Consider the following 16,407-nt stretch of genomic DNA (forward strand, 5'->3'; position numbering starts at 1 on the left):
ATAGTTCTGAGGCGGTTTGGCGCTATGGTGTAGGAGTTCCAGGCAAGTCGATCCACCAAGAACCTGTTTCTGGAGGGTTGCGTGGAAGTCACCGCTGACGTGGTCGTCATCGGCTTCGGTGCGGCCGGCGCGTGCGCCGCCCTCGAAGCCGCGGCGGCCGGTGCGTCCGTGGTGGTGCTGGACCGGTTCGCGGGCGGTGGCGCGACCGCGTTGTCCGGCGGTGTCGTCTACGCGGGTGGCGGGACGCGGCAGCAGAACGAGGCCGGCGTGCCCGACTCCGTGGACGCGATGTACTCCTACCTGCGACACGAGGTCCAGGACGCGGTGTCCCCCGAGACGTTGCGGAGGTTCTGCGAGGACAGCGCGAAGATGCTGGCCTGGCTGGAGGACCAGGGCGTGCCGTTCGACGCGCGTGTGTCGCCGTTCAAGACCTCGTACCCGACCGACGACCACTACCTGTACCTGTCCGGCAGCGAGGACGCCTGGCCCGATCCGGCGCCGCGCGGGCACAGGACCAGGGCGAAAGGCACTTCTGGGCGCGAGTTCTTCGCTCGGCTGGCCGAGGCGACGCGCCGCGCGGGCGTGCGGATCATGCCGCAGACCCGGGTCGTGGAGCTCGTCCAGGTCGACGGCCGGGTCACGGGCGTGCGCTGCCGGACGCTGACCGGGGTACCGCGCCTCTTGCACCGAGTTTTGTCCCGTGCGGGTGCGAAGCCGTGGCTCTACTACCCGCCGTTGGGACGCAAGCTGTTCGGGCTGGCCGCATGGCTCGAACGGTTCAGCCGGCCGTTGGTGATCACCGCTGGGCAGGGCGTGGTCATCGCGGCCGGCGGTTTCATCGCTGATCGGGCGCTGGTGCACGAACACGCGCCCGCGTATCGCGGCGGACTTTCGCTCGGGACGCCCGGTGACGACGGCGGTGGGATCAGGCTCGGCGTCGCCGCCGGTGGGAAGACCGCGCGGATGGACAAGATCTCGGTGTGGAGGTTCGTCACGCCGCCCAGCGCGTTGCAGCGCGGGGTACTGGTCGACGCGGAGGGGCAACGGTTCGGGGACGCCCGGTTGTACGGCGCGGCCAACGGGACGGCGATCGTCGAACGCGGCGGCAAGGCGTGGCTGCTGATCGACGACGAGATCCTGCACCTCGCGCGGGCCCAGGTGAAGACGCAGACCGCGCCGTTCCAGCGCTGGCAGGTCCGCTACCTGCTCGGACGTGGCCTCGTGAGCGCGCCGACGATCGAGGAAGTGGCCGCGAAGGCCGGAATCGCGGTGCCCGAGCCGTTCGGGAAGCCGCCCTACTCGTTGATCAACGTGTCGGTGCGCGCCGGGTTCGGCTACCCGTGCCCGATGCTCACGCTCGGCGGACTCGTCGTGGACGAGGACACCGGTCAGGTGCAGGGGGTCGCGGGCCTGTACGCGGCCGGACGGTCCGCGGTCGGGATCTGCTCGGAGTCCTACGTCAGCGGGTTGGCGCTCGCCGACTGCGTCTTCTCGGGCCGCCGCGCCGGACACCACGTCGTGAAGGAGGCCAGGTGCTGACGTCGCAGAACCAGGAGGCGGCTGCCGAGCTGCTGCGCGCGGCCGAACGCGACCGCGTGCCCATCAAACCGTTGGTGGAGCTGTATCCCGAGATCGACGTGGTCGACGCGTACGAGATCCAGCTGCTCAACATCCGGCACCGCAACCGGGACGTGGTCGGCCACAAGGTCGGCCTGTCGTCGTTGGCGATGCAGCAGATGATGGGCGTGGACGAACCCGACTACGGCCACCTGCTCGACGACATGCAGCTCGCCGGCACCGCGGACGCGTCGGCGTACCTGTACCCGCGCGTCGAGGTGGAGATCGCGTTCCTGCTGGCCCGCGACCTGCCCGGCGAGGGCTGCACGGTCGAGGACGTGCTGGAGGCGACCGAGTTCGTCGCCCCGGCCATCGAGTTGATCGACAGCCGGATCGAGAACTGGCGGATCGGGTTGCAGGACACCATCGCGGACAACGCGTCGTCGGCCGGGTTCATGCTCGGCTCCGAACGCGTCCGTCCGTCCGAACTGGACATCGGCGCGGTGCAGGCCACCTTGCTGCGCAACGGTGAGCTGGTCGCGGAAGGACGCGGTGACGCCGTGCTGGGCGATCCGGCGATCGCCGTCGCGTGGCTGGCGCAGAAGGTCGCGAGCTTCGGTGTCCGGTTGCTCGCGGGCGACATCGTGCTGCCCGGCTCGTGCACGCGGGCCATCGACGCCAGGCCTGGTGATGAGTTCCACGCCGAGTTCGCCGGACTCGGCTCTGTTGACCTGAAGTTCGAATAGGGGTGACTGGGTGAAGGCGGCCATCGTCGGCTCCGGCAACATCGGCACCGACCTGCTCTACAAGCTCCTGCGCTCGGACGCGCTGGAACCCCGCTGGATGATCGGCATCGATCCGGCCAGCGAGGGACTCAAGCGCGCCGCCGATCTGGGGCTCGAGGTCTCGGTCGAGGGCGCGGAGTGGTTGCTGCGTCAGGACGAACTGCCGGACATCGTCTTCGAGGCGACGTCGGCGGCGGTGCACCGGGCCAACGCCCCGCGCTACGCCGAGGCGGGCATCCGGGCGATCGACCTGACCCCGGCGGCGGTCGGCCCGTACGTCGTGCCGCCGGTGAACCTCGGCGAGCACGCGGACGCCCCCAACATCAACCTGATCACGTGCGGCGGCCAGGCCACGATTCCCATGGTGCACGCCGTGTCCCGGGTCGTGCCGGTGTCGTACGCGGAGATCGTCGCGAGCGTCGCGTCGGTGTCCGCCGGGCCGGGGACGCGCGCGAACATCGACGAGTTCACCCGCACGACCAGCCGCGGCATCGAGGCGATCGGGGGTGCCGAGCGGGGCAAGGCGATCATCGTGCTGAACCCGGCAGACCCGCCGATGATCATGCGCGACACGATCTTCTGCGCGATCCCCGAGGACGCCGATCCGGATCCGATCACGGACTCGATCGCGCGCATGGAGACCGACATCCGTTCGTACGTCCCGGGATTCCGGCTGCTGCGCGAACCGCAGTACGACGCGGGCCGCGTGGCGATCTTCGTGGAGGTCGCGGGCGCCGGTGACTTCCTCCCCGAGTACGCGGGAAATCTCGACATCATGACGGCCGCCGCGACCAAGGTGGGGGAGGAGATCGCCCGTGCAGCAGCTTCGGTTGACCGACACGTCACTGCGTGACGGCTCGCACCACAAGCGCCACCAGTTCACGGCCGAGGACGTGCGCTCGATCGTGGCGGCACTGGACGGTGCCGGGGTTCCGGTGATCGAGGTGACGCACGGCGACGGGCTGGGCGGGTCGTCGTTCAACTACGGCTTCAGCCACACGCCCGAGCAGGAGCTGATCAAGGTCGCGGTGGAGACGGCTCAGCAGGCCAAGATCGCGGTCTTGATGCTGCCGGGCGTCGGGGTCAAGGACGACATCCTGGTGTCGCAGGACAACGGCGCCTCGATCGTCCGGATCGCCACGCACTGCACCGAGGCCGACGTGTCCGTGCAGCACTTCCAGCTGGCGCGCGAACGCGGACTGCAGACCGTCGGGTTCCTGATGATGGCGCACTCGCAGCCGCCGGAAGCGCTTGCGAAGCAGGCGCGGATCATGGCGGACGCCGGGTGCCAGTGCGTCTACGTGGTCGACTCGGCCGGAGCGCTGGTGCTGGAACAGGTTTCGGACCGGGTGTCGGCTCTGGTCGCCGAACTCGGGGACGACGCCCAGGTCGGGTTCCACGGGCACGAGAACCTGGGGTTGAGCGTCGCGAACTCCGTTGCCGCGGCCCGCGCCGGGGCGGTGCAGATCGACGGCAGCGTGCGCGGATTCGGTGCTGGAGCGGGAAACACGCCGCTGGAGGCGTTCGTCGGGGTGTGCGACAAGCTCGGGTTCGAGACCGGCGTCGACTTCTTCAAGATCGTGGACGCGGCCGAGGACGTCGTGCGGCCCGTCATGCCCGAAGAGTGTCTGCTCGACCGGATGGCGCTGATGATGGGGTACGCGGGCGTCTACTCCAGCTTCCTCAAACACGCCTACACGCAGGCGAAACGCTATGGCGTGTCCGGCGCGCAGATCCTCGTCCGGGCCGGGGAGCGCAAGCTCGTCGGCGGGCAGGAGGACCAGCTGATCGACATCGCACTGGAGCTGAGCAGGGAGAAAGTCCGATGAGCGAGGAAATCCTCGGCAAGGTGCGCGAGCTGCTGCCCGCACTGGCCGACCGCGCGGCCGAGGCGGAAGAGCTGCGTCGCGTGCCGCCGGAGTCGGTGAAGGCGTTGCAGGAGACCGGCTTCTTCCGGATGCTGCAACCCGCGCGGTACGGCGGCTTCGAGTCGCACCCGCTCGACTTCTACACCGCCGTCCGCCTGATCGGCAGCGCCTGCGGATCGACCGGCTGGGTGGCGTCCGTGCTGGGCGTGCACCCTTGGCACGTCGGGCTGTTCGACGTGCGGGCGCAGGACGAGGTGTTCGGCGAGGACCAGGACACCCGGATCTCTTCTTCCTACGCGCCAACGGGTCGGGCGACGGCGGTCGAGGGCGGGTTCCGGTTCAGCGGCAAGTGGAGCTTCTCGTCGGGCTGCGACCACGCGACGTGGGTGCTGCTCGGCGGCCTCGTGATGAACGACGAGGGCAAGCCGATCGACTTCCGCACGTTCCTGCTGCCGATCTCCGACTACACGATCAACGACGTGTGGGACACCGTCGGTCTGCGCGGCACGGGCAGCAACGACATCGTCGTGAACGACGTGTTCGTGCCGGACTACCGGGCGTTGAGCATGTCGCACACGGCGCGTTGTGTTTGTCCTGGCCAGGAGGTCAACCCCGGGCCGTTGTTCCGCATGCCGTACGGGACGATCCACCCGTACGCCGTGACCGCGCCGATCATCGGCATGGCGACCGGTGCGTACGCCCTGCACGTCAACGCGACTCGTGAGCGCGTGCGGGCCGCATACCTGGGCGAGAAGTCGGTGGAGGACCCGTTCGCGCAGGTCAGGATCGCGAACGCGGCGGCGGACATCGACGTTGCGTGGTGGACGCTGGAGAAGGACATCAACGAGGAGTGGGAGCACGCCGTCGCCGGTACGAAGATCCCTCTTGACCTGCGCCTGCGGGCCCGGCGCGACCAGGTGCTCGGCAGTGGCCGCGCGCTCGGCGCGATCGACCTCCTCTTCGAGAGCGCGGGCGGCAAGGCGATCAACGCGGGCCTGCCGTTGCCCCGCTTCTGGCGCGACGCGCACGCCGCACGGGTGCACGCGGGCAACGACCCGGAGCGCGTGCTCGTGCTGTACGGCAAGAACGAGCTCGGCATCCAGGTCCGCGACGGGCTGTTCTGAGGGGGCGTTTGATGAGCGTGCGGTTGCACTACCACGAAGCCGGTGCCGACAACGCCGAGACGCTGGTCATGCTGCACGGCGGCGGGCCGGGCGCGTCGGCTCTCTCGAACTTCCGCGCGAACATCCCGGTGTTCGCGAAGTCGTTCCGGGTGCTGGCGGTCGACATGCCGGGCTACGGGGCGTCGGAGAAGCCGGCCGAGCACGACCAGTACTTCACCTTCGCTTCCCGTGCCCTGAAGGATCTCCTCGATGATCTCGGCGTCGAGCGGGCGCACATCCTGGGCAATTCGCTGGGTGGTGGGACAGCGGTCCGGTTCGCTCTCGATCACGGGAAGCGGGCCGGTCGGCTGGTGCTGATGGGGCCGGGCGGGTTGTCGTTGAACGTCTTCGCGCCCGATCCGACCGAGGGAGTGCGCAAGCTCAGCGCGTTCGCCCGGACGCCCACGCGGGAGAAGATCGAGGAGTTCCTGCGGATCATGGTGTTCGACCAGTCGCTGATCACCGAGGAGCTGATCGACGAACGGTTCGAGGCGGCCCGCCAGCCGGAGTCGTTGCGGGCGATGGCCGCTCTGGGCAAGTCGTTCTCCGGCCCCGACTTCGAGCAGGGCATGCTCTGGCGTGAGGCGTATCGGTTGCGGCAGCGGGTGTTGCTGGTGTGGGGCCGGGAGGACCGGGTCAACCCGCTCGACGGCGCGTTGCTCGCGACGAAGCTGATCCCACGCGTGCAGCTGCACGTGTTCGGCGGGTGCGGGCACTGGGCTCAGCTCGAGAAGTTCGACGAGTTCAACAGGCTCGCCCTCGATTTCCTGACGGAGGCGTGATGGGCATCCGGTCCTTGGGTTATCTCCGGATCGAGGCCACCGACATGGATCGGTGGCGGGAGTTCGCGTTGAAGGTCCTCGGCATGGTGGAGGGCAAGGGTTCCACGCCCGGTGCCCTGTACCTGCGGATGGACGACTTTCCGGCTCGCTTGGTGATCGTGCCTGGGTCAGCGGACCGGTTGCAGGCTTCCGGGTGGGAGGCGGCGACCGAGGCCGAGCTGGAGGAGGTCGCGAAACGGCTGGCCTCGGCCGGGGTTTCGTACGTCGAGGGGTCGGCTTCGGACCTCGCCGAGAGGCGCGTGACCGGGCTGATCCGGTTCGAGGACCCGTCCGGGAACGTCTTGGAGGTGTTCCACGGCGCGGCGTTGGAGCATCGGCGTGTTGTCTCACCGTACGGGCACCGGTTCGTGACGGAGGAGCAGGGGCTCGGGCACGTCGTGCTGTCCACTTCGGACGACGAGGCCGCGCTGCACTTCTACCGCGACGTGCTCGGGTTCCGGTTGCGCGACTCGATGCGGCTGCCTCCGCAGTTCGTCGGGCGTCCCGAGGACGGGCCTCCCGCGTGGCTGCGGTTCTTCGGCTGCAACCCGCGGCACCACAGCCTCGCGTTCCTGCCGATGCCGACGCCGAGCGGCATCGTGCACCTGATGGTCGAGGTGGAGAACACCGACGACGTGGGCCTCACGCTCGACCGGGCGTTGCGGCGCAAGGTGCCGATGTCGGCGACTTTGGGGCGGCACGTCAACGACCTGATGCTGTCGTTCTACATGAAGACGCCCGGCGGGTTCGACGTCGAGTTCGGCTGCGAGGGACGGCAGGTGTCCGATGAGGACTGGATCGCACGGGAAAGCACGGCGGTGAGCCTGTGGGGACACGACTTCAGCGTGGGGTTCCAGAAGTAGCGGCCCGCTACCGTTCGGTGCTCGGTCATTTCTGCACCGGAGTGACCGTGGTGACCGGCATGTCCCCGGACGGCCCTGTCGGGTTCGCCTGCCAGGCGTTCGCGGCGCTGTCCCTGGATCCGCCGCTGGTCGTCTTCTGTCCACAACGGACTTCGCGGAGCTGGACGGCGATGGCGTCGTCCGGGGCGTTCTGCGTGAACGTGCTGGCCGAGGACCAGCGGGAGATCTCTTCCGTGTTCGGTCGGGCGGGTGCTGACAAGTTCGCCGGCGTTTCTTGGTCGCCGTCCGCGACGGGTGCTCCAGTGCTGGACGGGGCGCTGACGTGGGTCGACTGCGAGGTGTCGGTCGTGCACGACGCCGGCGACCACGTGATGGTCGTCGGTGCCGTGGTGGAGTTGGGGCCGGTGCGCGAGGCGCAGCCGCTGCTGTTCTACCGCGGCCGCTACGCCTCGCACGCCGAACTGGATCCGCGCGGGTGGTCGGGTGAGGTGCTGGACAACCTGCTGACGTGGCAGCGCCAGTCAGAGTGGAGCTGACGCGGTGACCCGCCAGACCGCGCCCGGAATCCGGACTTCGTCGTTGTGCACGAACTCGTCGAACTCGCCGCGGACCTCTTCGAGGATCCGGTCTGGGGTTTTCGACTCCCTGAGGGCTCGGGCGATGGGGCCCAGGTTGCTCAGATACGGGGTCAGCAGCGACTCCGGCATGGTGCAGACGCGGTCGACCGGGTCCAGTTCGACGTCGGTCCAGCCTGCGGTTTTCAGGATGTTCCGGGTCTTGTCCGGGTCCGCGAAGGCGTGCGGGCCCGGGCCGTCCGGGTCTGGTGGCGGGGCGTCCGGGAAGTACGGGGCCGCCGCCCTCGAGGCCGTGCTCATGAACGGGTTCTCGTCTGCCGCGCGCCATGTCACGAAGCACAGGTCGCCGGTGGCGGCGTGGCGGAGGTTGCGGAAGGCGGCGGCCGGGTCGTCGAAGAACATGACGCCGAAGCGGCTGACGATCAGGTCGAAGCTCTGGTCGAACTCGTGTGTTTGTGCGTCGGCCAGAACGAACTCGCCCGTGTCGTGGGCCTTGGCGGCGGTGAGCATGGACTCGGCGATGTCCACGCCCAGGCACCTGGCTCCGGTGGCGTCGATGAGGGCCCGCGTCACGGCGCCCGTGCCGCAGCCCACGTCCAGGACGTGGTGGCGGGGGTGTTCGGTCGCCGTTTCCACGATCAGGTCCTGGTACGGGCGAAGGACCAGGTCCACGATCTCCTGGGCGTTGGCCCAGCCCTGGCCCGCCGCGTTCCACCAGTCGGCCTGGGCTCGGTTCACGTCAGATGTCATGCTCGTACCGTCCTACTTCAAGTCGGCTTGAGGTCAAGTGTCGTGGACTCTGGTGAGATCGGCATCGGGGAAGTGGTCCGGAGGTCCGGGGTGCCGGCTTCGACGTTGCGGTACTACGAGGAGCGTGGGCTGATCGCGTCCGTGCGCCGCCAGGGCCTCACCCGGATCTTCACCCCGGCGGTGCTGGAGCAACTGGCGTTGATCGCCGTCTGCCGCACGGCGGGGTTCTCGCTGGACGAGATCACGCTGATGTTCTCGCCGGACGGCCGCCCGTCACCGAATCGCGAGATGCTCGCCGCCAAGGCCGACGAGCTGGACGCCACGATCCGGAAGCTCGCGCTGATGAGGGACGACCTGCGGCACGCGGCGGCGTGCCCGGCGCCCACGCACATGGAGTGCCCGTCGTTCCGCCGCGTGCTGGCGTCAGGCAACCCAGATGCGCGGGCCGAGTGAGGCGGCGGCCTGGTAGGGCGAGCGGGCGTCGTTGACCACCTCCACCGGCCACTTCTCGCGTGCGGTGACCCAGAGCCGGGCGGACAGGCCCGCGAACGCGCCGAGCACGTCGGCGGTGTCCACCTCCAGGACGTAGACCCACTTCGCTTCGTCGAGTGCTCCCACGAGCGGTTCTCGCCATGCGCGCCTGAGGACTCGGCCGCCGTACCGGGCTGACTCGTCAGCCAGCACTCGGTCCGCTCGGCTCGGATCGGGAGCGTCGGCGGGTGCGCTTGGGCTGAACCGGTAGGCGAGCGGAGGGACTCGGTCGACGATCCGGACGCGAGCCAGGTCCGGATCGTCCGAGATGGACCGGATGAGGTCGTGTTCCTCCCGCGTGATGCCGATGTCCTCGTACCCGAGGGTCAGCAACAACGTGGCCTCGGCCAGCGCGGGCTCGCCGCCGAAGTAGTCCTCGCGCACCGAACGCAGGGCGTCGTCCGGTAGTCGCCCCGCGAACCGCACGCACAGGTCGGTGACGGTTCGGTAGGTCTGCACGTCCACGACTCAGATCTTGGTCCGCACCCTCTCGAGGTGCACGGCCGGGCTGCCGAACAGCTGCCCACTGCCGTGCGCCCGCTTGAAGTACAGGTGCGCGTCGTGCTCCCACGTGATCGCGATCCCGCCGTGCAGCTGCACCATCTCGCTCGCGACCTTGAACAACGCCTCCGAGCAGTAGACCTTGGCCACGGCAGCCGACACCTCGTCGGTGACGGCTCCCGCGGCCGACCGCGCCGTCTCCACCAGCACGTGCATGTCGGCCATGCGGTGCTTCAGCGCCTGGAACGACCCGATCGGCTTGCCGAACTGCACCCGTGTCTTGGTGTACTCGACGGTGAGTTCGAGGGCTTTGGCCGCCGTGCCGACCTGTTCCGCGGCCAGGGCGGCGATCGCCGCTGTCTGGATCGTGGGGTCCCACGGGCCGAGTCGTGTCGCGGGGGCGTGGTCGAGGTGGACGGTGGCCAGACGGCGGGTCTGGTCCATCGTCGGGGTGTGCTCGGGGGTGACGCCGCTGACCTCGTAGAGGTGTTGCCCGTCGCTGACCACGAGGATCTCGGCGTGGTCGCCGTCGAGGACGTACTTGAAGGTGCCGGTCAGGTGGCTGGTGCCGGTGATCTGGGTGCCGTCCCACGGCCAGGCGAGGGTGGCGATGGCGCCGTTGGCGATTCTGCGCAGCAACTCGTCGTGCTTGACGCTGAGCAGCGCGTGGGTGGCGATGGTCGTGGCCAGCAACGGTGACGGCGTGAGCGTGCGGCCGAGTTCTTCGAGCACCACGTGGGTGTCCTGGGCTGTGGCCCCGGAACCGCCGTGCTCCTCGGGGATCGGTAGTACGCCCATGTCGGTGAGGCGTGCCCACACGTCCTTGTCGTAGCCGTGCGGGGTCTCGATGGCGGCGCGGACGTCCGAGTGCTTGGCGAGCAAGCCGCGGACCGCGTCCCTGAGCGCCTGTTGTTCGGGGGTCACAACGCCTCCAGCACGCGGGCTCGGTGCAACGACGGACTGCCCCACGCCGTGCGCAGGGCTCGGGTCTGCAGGAGGAACCGGCCGAGCTCGTGCTCGGCGGTGTAGCCGATCGCGCCGTGTACCTGCAGTGCGGTGCGGGCGGCCTGCCAGGCGGCGTCGGAGGTGGCGACCTTGGCGGCCGACACGTCCCGGGTGGTGAGGGTGACGGCGGCGCCGCAGACCAGGGGGCGGGCGAGTTCGAGTCCGATGAGGACGTTCGCGAGGTGGTGCTTGACCGCCTGGAACTGGCCGATCGGCTTGCCGAACTGGTGCCGTGCCTTGACGTACTCGGTGGTCATCTCGAGCATCGCCCGGCCCAGGCCGAGGAGCTGGGCCGAGCAGGTGAGGACGCCCAGGTCGAACGCCTGCGCGGTGGGGACACCGGTGGCGATCACCGGGCCGGGGGAGAGTTCGACCAGGTGGCGGGTCGGGTCGACGGAGTCCAGCTCGGCAACGAGAGACGCTTCGTGGAGGGTGTCGCCGTCGGCGAGGAGGTAGCGGTCGGCCCGGACAGCGTGGGGGAGGAGAGGAGGGAAGGCCACGGACCAGGTTCCAGGCTCTGCCCTGCCGAGCAGCCTCGGCACCACCGCCAGCGTCTCGATCCACGGACCCGCCAGCGCGTGGTGCCCGATCTCCTCGAACAGCACCACCAGGTCGACCGGGTCGGTCACCTCGTCCATCCCCAGCGAGGCGAGGTCGGTCTTCCCCGACCCCAGGAACCCGTGCAGCACGGCCGCGAGGTCCGTCTGCTCCGGTGACAGCGTGAACATCATCGCGGCAGCCCCAGGAGTCGTTCGGCGATCACGTTGCGCTGGATCTCGTTCGTGCCGGCGTAGATCGGGCCGGACAGCGAGAACAGCCACCCGTCCCGCCAGCCCGGCGCGACCTCGCCGAGCAGGTCGAGCGCCGTCTCGTGGAGTGCCACGTCGAGTTCGGACCAGAACACCTTCGTCACGCTCGCGGCCGGTCCGCTCAGCGGCGCCGCCAACGCGCCGAATGTGTGCAGGCGGTAGGCCTGGGCGCCTATCCACGCGTCGACCACGCGGTCGCGCAACGCCGGGTCGGGGTTCTTGCGGTACAGCTCGACCAGACGGGAGGCCGCTGCCGTGAAACGGCCGGGGGAGCGCAGGGTGAGGCCGCGTTCGTTGCCCGCGGTGCTCATGGCCACGCGCCAGCCGTCGCCGACCTCGCCGACCACGTCGTGGTCCGGCACGAAGACGTCGTCCAGGAAGATCTCGGCGAAGCCCGGTTCGCCGTCGAGCTGGTTGATGGGGCGGACGGTCACGCCGTCCGCACGCAGGTCGAAGAGCAGGTAGGTCAGACCTCGGTGGCGTTCGCCGGGGCCCGTGCGGAACAGGCCGAACGCGCGGTCGGCGAAGGCCGCGCGGGAGCTCCAGGTCTTCGAGCCGTTCAGCAGCCAGCCGCCGTCGCAGCGGGTCGCGGTGCTGCGCAACGACGCCAGGTCGGAGCCCGCCTCCGGTTCGGACCAGGCCTGCGCCCACACCTCCTCGCCGCGCGCCATCGCGGGCAGGATCCGGTCGCACTGGTCAGGAGTCCCGAAGCCGAACAAGGTGGGTGCCAGCAGGAAGATGCCGTTCTGGGAGACACGGCCGGGCGCACCGGCGGCGTGGTACTCCTCCTCGAACACCAGCCACTGCAACAAAGACGCCTCACGGCCGCCGTACGAGCGGGGCCACGAGACGACCGAGAGGCGGGCGTCCGCGAGCTGACGTTCCCACGCGCGGTGCTCGGCAAAGCCCTCAGCAGTGTCCATGGAGGACAGTGAAGGAACGTTCGCGGCGAGCCACGAGCGCACCTCGGACTGGAAGTCGGCAGTAGCAGGATCCAGGTCGAGGTCCATCAGCTGGAAGCCTTCTTCATCGCGCGGGCGTCCATCCCGGCCAGCGCGTCGGAGCTGACCTCGGCGTTGTGCGCGTGCGCGAAGTGGTGCAGGCCGAAGACCGAGTCCATGCCGGCCCGCAGGCCCATCAGGTCTTCGGACTGGTTCACCGCCTTCTTGGCGAGCGCCAGCCCGAACCGGGGCATCGCCGAGATCCGCCCGGCGAGCTCGAAAGTCGTGGACTCCAACGCATCGCTGGGCACGACCCGCGACACCATGCCCCACTCGTAGGCGCGCTGGGCCGAGAAGCGGTCGCCGGTGAAGAGCACCTCCTTGGCGGCGCGCGGGCCGAGGACCCACGGGTGTGCGAAGTACTCGACGCCCGGGATTCCCATGCGCACCACCGGATCGGCGAAGAACGCGTCCTCGGCGGCGACGATCAGGTCGCAGATCCAGGCGAGCATCAGGCCACCGGCGACGCACGCGCCCTGCACCATCGCGATCGTCGGCTTCGGGATCTCCCGCCACCGGCGGCACATGCCGAGGTAGACCTCCATCTCGCGGGCGAACCGGAGGTCACCGCCCTCGCGGCCGACGTGGTCCCACCACATCACGGCCTTGCGCTCGAACGACTGGTCGACGTCACGGCCGGGCGAGCCGATGTCGTGGCCCGCCGAGAAGTGATCGCCGGCGCCCGCCAGGACGATCACCTTCACCTCGTCGTCGTCCACCGCGCGGGTGAACGCCTCGTCCAGCGCGTAGGTCATCGCCGAGTTCTGCGCGTTGCGGTACTCGGGGCGGTTCAGGGTCACGACGGCGACCGCGTCCCGCCGTTCGTACGTGACAGTCACGCGTTCTCCTTGCGCAGTCGGGTTTTGAGGACCTTGCCCATGGCGTTGCGGGGGAGCGCGGGCACGAACTCGACCGCGCGCGGCACCTTGTAGTTCGCGAGCCGCTCCCGGCAGAACGAGATCACCTCCGAGGCGTCCAGCGAGGCACCCGGCGCGGTCACGACGAACGCGAGCCCCACCTCGCCGAGCCGTGCGTCGGCCATCCCCACGACCGCCACCTCGGCGACCCCGGGCAACCGGGCCAGCGCCTGCTCGATCTCGGCCGGGTACACGTTGAACCCGCCGCAGATGTACATGTCCTTGAGCCGGTCGGTGATCGACAGGTAGCCGCGCGAGTCGATCGACCCGACGTCCCCGGTGTGCAGCCACCCGTCGGCGTCCACGGCCAGCGCTGTAGCCTCGGGATCGTCGAGGTACCCGAGCATCACGTTCGGCCCGCGCAGCAACACCTCATCGCGTTCCCCGAGCCGCAGTTCGAACCCGGCCATCGGGGCACCGCACGTCAGCGCGATGGTCTCCGGCGAGTCACCCGGACGGCACATCGTCGCGACCACGGCCTCGGTCAGCCCGTAGGCCGTCAGCACGGTCAACGACAACTCGGCGCGCATCCGTTCGATCAACACCACCGGCACGACCGCCGCCCCCGTCACCGCGAGCCGCAGACTCGACAGGTCGAACGACGAGCGCTCGGGGTGGTCCAGCAACGCCTGGAAGATCGTCGGCGGCCCCGGCAGCACGGTGATCCGCTCGCGCTCGATCAACCGCATCGTCTCCACGACGTCGAACACCGGCTGCGGCACGATCGTCGCCCCGCTGAGCAGACAGGCCAGAATCCCCGCCTTGTAACCGAAGGTGTGGAAGAAGGGGTTGACGATCAGATAGCGGTCGGCAGCGGTCAGCTCACCACACGCCGCCCAGGCCTCGGCCACCCCCAACGACTGCCGGTGCGCACTCATCGCACCCTTGCTGCGGCCGGTCGTGCCGGACGTGTACATGACGTCGCACAGCTGATCCGGCTCCAGCACCGGAAGATCGACGTCCACGTCCACCCACTCGAACGGCAACCGCACCACCGCGGGCAGCTCGGCGGACAACGCCCGCAGTTCGGCCTCGCGGTCCCGTCCGAGGAACGACCCCTCGACCACGAGCACGCGTGTGGCGCTGCGGCGCAAGACATCCAGGGTCTCGGTGGCCGTGAACCGGGTGTTGATCGGCACCAGCGCCGCCCCCGCGTGCAACGCCCCGAGCGCCGCCACCACCCAGGCACCCGAGTTCGGCGCGCACAACGCCACCCGGTCGCCCGGCCGCACGCCCATCCCGGCGAGCGCCCGCGCGGCCGTCAGCACGGCGGCGCGCAGCTCCGCGAAGGAGAGGCGAACCTCCCCGTCCACCAACGCCTCCGCGTCGATGTACGAAGCAGCAGCGCCTTCGAGCACGGCTGAAACCGTTTGCCTGCTTGGAACGTTCGACACGACGCCCTCCAAAGCAAGTGCTTGGTAGGTTAGAGTATGGCCCATGGAGTCCTTCCGGCGCGAGGTGCGGGAATGGTTGTCCGCCAACCTCGTCGGTGAGTTCGCTGAGCTGCGCGGCCTGGGTGGTCCCGGCCGCGAGCACGAGGCGTTCGAGGGCAGGCTGCGCTGGCACCGGCACCTCGCGCGCAGCGGCTGGACGTGCCTCGGCTGGCCCGGCGAGCGCACGGTCGAGGAGCAGGTGATCTTCCACGAGGAGTACGCCGAGGCCGACGCCCCGGCGAAGGTCGACATCGTCGGCGAGGGTCTGCTCGGCCCGACACTCGTCGCGTTCGGCACGCAGCAACAAAAAGAACGCTTCCTGCCCAGGATCCGCAGCCTCGACGAGCTGTGGTGCCAGGGCTACTCCGAACCGGGCGCGGGCTCGGACCTCGCGTCCGTCCAGACGAAGGCGCGGCTGGAAGACGGCCGGTGGGTGATCGACGGCCAGAAGATCTGGACGTCCAACGCGCACTACTCGGACTGGATCTTCGTGCTGTGCCGCACCGAACCGGGTTCGCAGCGTCACCACGGCCTGTCGTACCTGCTCGTGCCGATGGACCAGCCCGGCGTCGAGGTCAGGCCGATTCGCCAGCTCACCGGCACGTCCGAGTTCAACGAGGTCTTCTTCGACGGCGCCACCACCGAAGCGCACAACGTCGTCGGCAAACCCGGCGAGGGCTGGAAGATCGCGATGGCCACCCTCGGGTTCGAACGCGGCACCGCGATGCTCGGCCACCAGGTCGGCTTCCGCCGGCAGCTCGACGCGATCATGGCGAACAGCGAAGACGAACGCCTCACCAGGGCGTGGATGGAGCTGCACGTCATGCGCTCGCACACCATGCGCACCCTCAACGACGAACCGGGCCCGGAGGCGTCCGTGCTGAAGCTCTTCTGGGCGGGCTGGCACCGCAGGCTCGGCGAACTCGCGATGGACTCCCTCGGCCCTGAGTCGATGATCGACGACAACGAGTGGCAGCGGATGTTCCTCTTCAGCCGCGCCGAGACGATCTACGGTGGCTCGGACGAGATCCAGCGCGAGATCATCGCCCACCGCATCCTGGGGTTGCCCCGATGACCGGCCACGACCTGCTCAAGGACAAGATCGTCGTGGTCACGGCTGCGGCGGGCACCGGCATCGGCTCGGCCACCGCGCAGCGCTGCCTCGAAGAGGGCGCGACCGTGGTCATCAGCGACTGGCACGAGCGCAGGCTCAAGGAGACCCACGAGAAGCTCGGCACCGACCACGCCATCCCGTGCGACGTCACGAACGAAGAGCAGGTGCAGCGGCTCATCGACGAGACCGTCGCGCGCCACGGCCGCATCGACGTGATGGTCAACAACGCCGGCCTCGGCGGTGAGAAGGCGATCACGGACATGGCCGACGACGAGTGGGCCAGGGTCCTCGACGTCACGCTCAACGGCACGTTCCGCTGCACCAGGGCCGCGTTGCGCCAAATGGTCGCCCAGCGAAGCGGTGTCGTCGTTAACAACTCCAGTGTGATCGGCTGGCGCGCTCAGAAGGGTCAAGCCCATTACGCCGCAGCGAAAGCGGGCGTCATGGCGCTGACCAGGTGCGCCGCGATGGACGTCGCCGAGCACGGCATCCGGGTGAACGCCGTCGCGCCGAGCTTGGCGGCGCACCCGTTCCTGGCCAAGGTCACCAGTGAGGAGTTGCTGACGGAGCTGGCGTCCCGGGAAGCCTTTGGGCGCGCCGCCGAGCCCTGGGAGGTCGCGAATGTGATCGTGTTCCTCGCCAGCGACTACTCGTCCTACCTGACGGGTGAGGTCGTCTCGGTGAGCAGTCAGCACCCGTGAGGAAGGACCGAAC

18 protein-coding genes are annotated in these 16,407 nt (G+C 69.3%); 11 read left to right on the forward strand and 7 right to left on the reverse strand.

The features are described from left to right. Positions 1–81: 81 nt before the first annotated feature. Genes JNUCC0626_RS04660 through hsaB form a run of 8 tightly spaced genes read left to right on the forward strand, consistent with a single transcriptional unit; the run spans position 82 to position 7,593 of the window. On the forward strand, positions 82–1,539 hold the full coding sequence (locus JNUCC0626_RS04660) for an FAD-binding protein (protein WP_394618396.1): 1,458 nt from the start codon (positions 82–84) through the stop codon (positions 1,537–1,539). Continuing rightward, positions 1,533–2,303, forward strand: coding sequence for a 2-keto-4-pentenoate hydratase (locus JNUCC0626_RS04665; RefSeq protein WP_394618397.1), 771 nt, complete (start codon positions 1,533–1,535; stop codon positions 2,301–2,303). The genes JNUCC0626_RS04660 and JNUCC0626_RS04665 overlap by 7 nt, the downstream gene beginning before the upstream one ends. A gap of 10 nt (positions 2,304–2,313) precedes the next feature. Then, positions 2,314–3,195, forward strand: a complete 882-nt coding sequence (locus JNUCC0626_RS04670) for an acetaldehyde dehydrogenase (acetylating) (protein ID WP_394618398.1) — start codon at positions 2,314–2,316, stop codon at positions 3,193–3,195. Continuing rightward, positions 3,158–4,171 carry a 4-hydroxy-2-oxovalerate aldolase gene (gene dmpG / locus JNUCC0626_RS04675; RefSeq protein WP_394618399.1) on the forward strand — a complete coding sequence of 338 codons (1,014 nt, stop codon included), beginning with the start codon at positions 3,158–3,160 and terminating at the stop codon, positions 4,169–4,171. Before JNUCC0626_RS04670 ends, dmpG begins: the two co-directional genes overlap by 38 nt. Further along, positions 4,168–5,334 (forward strand): 3-hydroxy-9,10-secoandrosta-1,3,5(10)-triene-9,17-dione monooxygenase oxygenase subunit, encoded by a 1,167-nt coding sequence (gene hsaA / locus JNUCC0626_RS04680; RefSeq protein WP_394618400.1) that lies wholly within the window; start codon positions 4,168–4,170, stop codon positions 5,332–5,334. The genes dmpG and hsaA overlap by 4 nt, the downstream gene beginning before the upstream one ends. Before the next feature lie 11 nt (positions 5,335–5,345). After that, complete coding sequence (hsaD, locus tag JNUCC0626_RS04685) at positions 5,346–6,155, forward strand: 4,5:9,10-diseco-3-hydroxy-5,9,17-trioxoandrosta-1(10),2-diene-4-oate hydrolase (protein WP_394618401.1); 810 nt, start codon at positions 5,346–5,348, stop codon at positions 6,153–6,155. Then, positions 6,155–7,057, forward strand: a complete 903-nt coding sequence (gene hsaC / locus JNUCC0626_RS04690) for an iron-dependent extradiol dioxygenase HsaC (RefSeq protein ID WP_394618402.1) — start codon at positions 6,155–6,157, stop codon at positions 7,055–7,057. Before hsaD ends, hsaC begins: the two co-directional genes overlap by 1 nt. Beyond that, positions 7,021–7,593, forward strand: a complete 573-nt coding sequence (gene hsaB, locus JNUCC0626_RS04695) for a 3-hydroxy-9,10-secoandrosta-1,3,5(10)-triene-9,17-dione monooxygenase reductase subunit (protein WP_394618403.1) — start codon at positions 7,021–7,023, stop codon at positions 7,591–7,593. The genes hsaC and hsaB overlap by 37 nt, the downstream gene beginning before the upstream one ends. Here hsaB and JNUCC0626_RS04700 read toward each other — a convergent pair. Beyond that, the gene (locus JNUCC0626_RS04700; RefSeq protein WP_394618404.1) at positions 7,579–8,382 is read right to left on the reverse strand and encodes a class I SAM-dependent methyltransferase; all 804 of its coding nucleotides are present in this window, start codon (positions 8,380–8,382) and stop codon (positions 7,579–7,581) included. The genes hsaB and JNUCC0626_RS04700 overlap by 15 nt on opposite strands. A gap of 42 nt (positions 8,383–8,424) precedes the next feature. On the opposite strand from JNUCC0626_RS04700, the gene JNUCC0626_RS04705 reads away from it, so the two are divergent. Continuing rightward, positions 8,425–8,835, forward strand: coding sequence for a helix-turn-helix domain-containing protein (locus JNUCC0626_RS04705; RefSeq protein WP_394618405.1), 411 nt, complete (start codon positions 8,425–8,427; stop codon positions 8,833–8,835). On the opposite strand, the gene JNUCC0626_RS04710 is transcribed toward JNUCC0626_RS04705, so the two are convergent. The 6 genes from JNUCC0626_RS04710 to JNUCC0626_RS04735 are packed head-to-tail and all read right to left on the reverse strand — an operon-like array spanning position 8,806 to position 14,585. Beyond that, on the reverse strand, positions 8,806–9,378 hold the full coding sequence (locus JNUCC0626_RS04710) for a hypothetical protein (RefSeq protein ID WP_394618406.1): 573 nt from the start codon (positions 9,376–9,378) through the stop codon (positions 8,806–8,808). The genes JNUCC0626_RS04705 and JNUCC0626_RS04710 overlap by 30 nt on opposite strands. A gap of 3 nt (positions 9,379–9,381) precedes the next feature. Further along, on the reverse strand, positions 9,382–10,338 hold the full coding sequence (locus JNUCC0626_RS04715; protein WP_394618407.1) for an acyl-CoA dehydrogenase family protein: 957 nt from the start codon (positions 10,336–10,338) through the stop codon (positions 9,382–9,384). After that, positions 10,335–11,150, reverse strand: a complete 816-nt coding sequence (locus tag JNUCC0626_RS04720; RefSeq protein WP_394618408.1) for an acyl-CoA dehydrogenase family protein — start codon at positions 11,148–11,150, stop codon at positions 10,335–10,337. Before JNUCC0626_RS04720 ends, JNUCC0626_RS04715 begins: the two co-directional genes overlap by 4 nt. Next, positions 11,147–12,238 (reverse strand): acyl-CoA dehydrogenase family protein, encoded by a 1,092-nt coding sequence (locus JNUCC0626_RS04725; RefSeq protein ID WP_394618409.1) that lies wholly within the window; start codon positions 12,236–12,238, stop codon positions 11,147–11,149. The genes JNUCC0626_RS04720 and JNUCC0626_RS04725 overlap by 4 nt, the downstream gene beginning before the upstream one ends. Beyond that, positions 12,238–13,068 carry an enoyl-CoA hydratase gene (locus JNUCC0626_RS04730; protein ID WP_394618410.1) on the reverse strand — a complete coding sequence of 277 codons (831 nt, stop codon included), beginning with the start codon at positions 13,066–13,068 and terminating at the stop codon, positions 12,238–12,240. The genes JNUCC0626_RS04725 and JNUCC0626_RS04730 overlap by 1 nt, the downstream gene beginning before the upstream one ends. After that, on the reverse strand, positions 13,065–14,585 hold the full coding sequence (locus JNUCC0626_RS04735) for a FadD3 family acyl-CoA ligase (protein ID WP_394618411.1): 1,521 nt from the start codon (positions 14,583–14,585) through the stop codon (positions 13,065–13,067). Before JNUCC0626_RS04735 ends, JNUCC0626_RS04730 begins: the two co-directional genes overlap by 4 nt. Between JNUCC0626_RS04735 and JNUCC0626_RS04740 the strand changes: the two genes are divergently transcribed. Together JNUCC0626_RS04740 and JNUCC0626_RS04745 are read left to right on the forward strand one after the other, a co-directional pair. Continuing rightward, positions 14,584–15,654 (forward strand): acyl-CoA dehydrogenase family protein, encoded by a 1,071-nt coding sequence (locus tag JNUCC0626_RS04740; protein ID WP_394618412.1) that lies wholly within the window; start codon positions 14,584–14,586, stop codon positions 15,652–15,654. The two genes, JNUCC0626_RS04735 and JNUCC0626_RS04740, sit on opposite strands and share 2 nt — an antisense overlap. Next, on the forward strand, positions 15,651–16,394 hold the full coding sequence (locus JNUCC0626_RS04745; protein ID WP_382438778.1) for an SDR family oxidoreductase: 744 nt from the start codon (positions 15,651–15,653) through the stop codon (positions 16,392–16,394). The genes JNUCC0626_RS04740 and JNUCC0626_RS04745 overlap by 4 nt, the downstream gene beginning before the upstream one ends. Positions 16,395–16,407: the final 13 nt, after the last annotated feature.

It is taken from the genome of Lentzea sp. JNUCC 0626, from assembly GCF_043632865.1.
GTDB lineage: Bacteria > Actinomycetota > Actinomycetes > Mycobacteriales > Pseudonocardiaceae > Lentzea.